The organism is Streptomyces sp. UH6 (assembly GCF_013421635.1).
In the GTDB taxonomy this organism is placed as follows: domain Bacteria; phylum Actinomycetota; class Actinomycetes; order Streptomycetales; family Streptomycetaceae; genus Streptomyces; species Streptomyces abyssomicinicus.
Genome location: NZ_JACADT010001041.1, coordinates 1 through 1938, shown reverse-complemented (window position 1 = coordinate 1938; position 1938 = coordinate 1). Strand labels below are relative to the sequence as shown.

The window sequence follows — 1938 nt, the reverse complement described above, 5'->3', positions numbered from 1 at the left end:
AGGTGGTACCGGCGGACGAGGGTGGCGCCGAACCGACGGGGCCGCTGCTGCTCAGCGACGCCGAGAGCCGGGTGGCGCTGCTGGCGGCGCGGGGCTTCAGCAACCGGGAGATCAGCCAGCAGCTGTTCATCACCGTGAGCACGGTCGAACAGCACCTGACCCGTGTCTACCGCAAGCTCGGGGTGAGCAGCCGGCGGGCCCTGCCCACCCGGCTCCTCGCCCAGCAGACGTGACCCCGCCGCACCCGCCGCACCCACCGCACCCGCCGTACCGCGCGGCACCGCGCCGCACCTTCGAACGGAGAACCGTGAAGTCCCCCAGTGCTCTGCGTCTGTTCCTGTTCCCGCACGCCGGCGGGTCACAGCTGCTGTTCCGTGAGTGGACCGCGTTCTTCCCCGACGACTGGCGGTTCCTGCCCCAGGACTATCCGGGGCACGGACTGCTGGCCGGGCTGGCGCCGCTGGACGACGCCGACACCCTGGTCGACTGGTTCCTCGACCGGCTGGACGCCGAGTTCGGCGATCCGGACGTGCCGTTCGCCTGCTTCGGACACAGCATGGGCTCGCTGGTGGCCTTCGAGGTGACCCGGCGGCTCGTCGAGCGCGGTGGCCCGCGGCCGGTGTGGCTCGGCCTGTCGGGCTGCGGGGCGCCGTACACCACCCGCGAGCCGGTGGCGGCGGGGGAACTGACCGACGCGGAGCTGCGCCGCCGGCTCGTCAGGCTGGGCGGCACCCCGCCGCGCATCCTGGACGACCCGGAGCTGTGGAGCGTGTTCGCGCCCGTGATCCGCGCCGACGTCACCCTGGTCGCCAACTGGCGCCCGCCCCGCCGGCTGACCCCGCTGCCGGTTCCGCTGACGGTGTTCCACGGGACGCAGGACGTGCTGGCCCCCGACGGGCCGCTGGAGGAATGGGCGGACTCGACCACGGATTTCGTGGGGGTGCGGCGTTTCGACGGCGGTCATTTCTACTTCCAGGACGACCCGGAGCGGCTGGCCGCGCTGATCACCGGAGATGTGCGAAGGTCCTTGGTGCGGGCCGCGGCGACGAGAGGCACCCGGCGCTTGCTGGAGGACAACTCGAGAACCGCTTGACCCCGCCTGGAAAACCGGTGGAGTCCACCGTTCCCCTCGACGGGAACACGGCATTCCGCATTCCGCACCGGCCCGCCCTCCCCGGAATCCACGAGAGCGCCCCGGAACGCCACCGAGGGCCGGAACCGCGGCGCGGAGGAAAAAGGAGGAAGGGCATTCCGGTGATGCCGTCCGGCCACGTCCCCCGCACCGGTCCGGCCGGAAATGGACGTCCGGTTCTCCCGGCACGTCCCAGCCGACACGGACCATTCCGACAACCGCCCCCCGGTGCGCCTTCCCACCCGCTCTCCCTGTTCCACCGGCGGGCCGCCCTCCACGACAATCCCCTATTCCCGCCCCGCCCGTCGGGATTCTTTAGGGGTTCCCCGGGGACCACCCCTGAGTGCGGCACATCGTATGGATTCGACGACCGCTCCGTAATAACTTGAGACTCCCTTGAGCGACTGAAGGGCGAGACGCTCACGACGGTGTCTTCGAATGGGAGGACACGGGAGGTGTCTGTGCGGTTTCGACCGATGCCCGGGGTGAGCGTCGCCTCCGTCAAGTCCGACGGCTGTCTGGAGCTAGTCGCCGACACGGCGAGGGGCCGTGCGCGCTACCGCTGCGGCCCGACGGCCACGGCGATGTGGATAGCTTTGCGCGTTCACGACGGCAATCCGGACGCGGCCGCACACATCCTCGCCGACCTGTGGCGCACCGATCCGGTCAACGCGCGCACCGACCTGGAGATCTGGGTCGAGGAGATGAGCGACGCGGGGCTGATGCGCGCCGAGCCGTGAGCCCGGCCGGCCCTGCCACGCCCCCGACGACCGGCAAGGCGCGCCCCCTGACGACAGGCCACGCCC

The 1938-nt window shown here is 71.3% G+C and carries 3 protein-coding genes; all 3 read left to right on the top strand.

Translation table 11 applies throughout. From position 1 onward, the window contains the following. On the top strand, positions 1-233 hold a 233-nt coding region (locus HW445_RS28930), incomplete at its 5' end, for a helix-turn-helix transcriptional regulator (protein WP_180223803.1). Between the two features lie 74 nt (positions 234-307). Then, on the top strand, positions 308-1093 hold the full coding sequence (locus HW445_RS28925; protein ID WP_180223802.1) for a thioesterase II family protein: 786 nt from the start codon (positions 308-310) through the stop codon (positions 1091-1093). Positions 1094-1608: 515 nt separating this feature from the next. Continuing rightward, positions 1609-1872, top strand: a complete 264-nt coding sequence (locus HW445_RS28920) for a PqqD family protein (RefSeq protein ID WP_218957481.1) — start codon at positions 1609-1611, stop codon at positions 1870-1872. Positions 1873-1938 lie beyond the last annotated feature (66 nt).

Coding starts and splice junctions, on each gene's coding strand:
- HW445_RS28920 (WP_218957481.1), top strand. CDS start 1,609: ATGCCCGGGGTGAGCGTCGCCTCCGTCAAGTCCGACGGCTGTCTGGAG.